This window comes from Microbacterium sp. HSID17254 (genome assembly GCF_003989315.1).
Taxonomy (GTDB): domain Bacteria; phylum Actinomycetota; class Actinomycetes; order Actinomycetales; family Microbacteriaceae; genus Microbacterium.
Genome location: NZ_RBLT01000187.1, coordinates 1 through 550 on the forward strand (window position 1 = coordinate 1; position 550 = coordinate 550).

General features: G+C 78.9%; 2 pseudogenes. One reads left to right on the top strand and one right to left on the bottom strand.

The features are described from left to right. A pseudogene (locus D8M34_RS19685) lies at positions 1-354 on the bottom strand (hypothetical protein); the annotation flags it as partial. On the opposite strand from D8M34_RS19685, the pseudogene D8M34_RS19690 reads away from it, so the two are divergent. Continuing rightward, positions 353-550, top strand: a pseudogene (locus D8M34_RS19690) (hypothetical protein); the annotation flags it as partial. The pseudogenes D8M34_RS19685 and D8M34_RS19690 sit on opposite strands and share 2 nt — an antisense overlap.

Here is a 550-nt window from a genome sequence, read left to right on the forward strand (position 1 = left end):
TACCGGATCGACGGCGCTCGGGCCTGCGGGGGTGGCGGCAGACGGCACCGGGACGGAGGGCGTCCCGGACACGGAGGGGGTCTCGGGGACGGTCGTGGCCTCGGTCGGGAGCGCGAGCGTGGCCGTCGCTCCGTCCGGTGCCGGGCCGGCGAGGCGGGACGTCCTGCCGTCCGATCCTGCGCTCGTCCCGCCGTCCTCGCCGGTACGCGCGCCCGCCGCTGCCTCGATGGACGAGGAGGGCGGGGACGGCACGACGGCTCCGGTCGTCGGAGGCGCGGTCGATGGGGCCGACGACGGGAGAGCGGGGGCCGACCGGACCGCTCCGGCGTCGACCGGTGCGTCGACCGGTGCCATGGCGGCCGCCGTGGACACCGCCTCCGCACGAGGAGGCGTCGCCGCGGGGGAGGCGGAGTCGACGGCGGGCAGGGGGAGCGCGTCGGTGCCGGAGATGGCCGGACCCGCCGGAGACGGAGGTGCCGGAGACGGAGGCGCCGGAGTCTGCTCTCCCTCGGGCGGCGTCGGAACCGCCGTCGGGCCGGCGTCCGGCGGA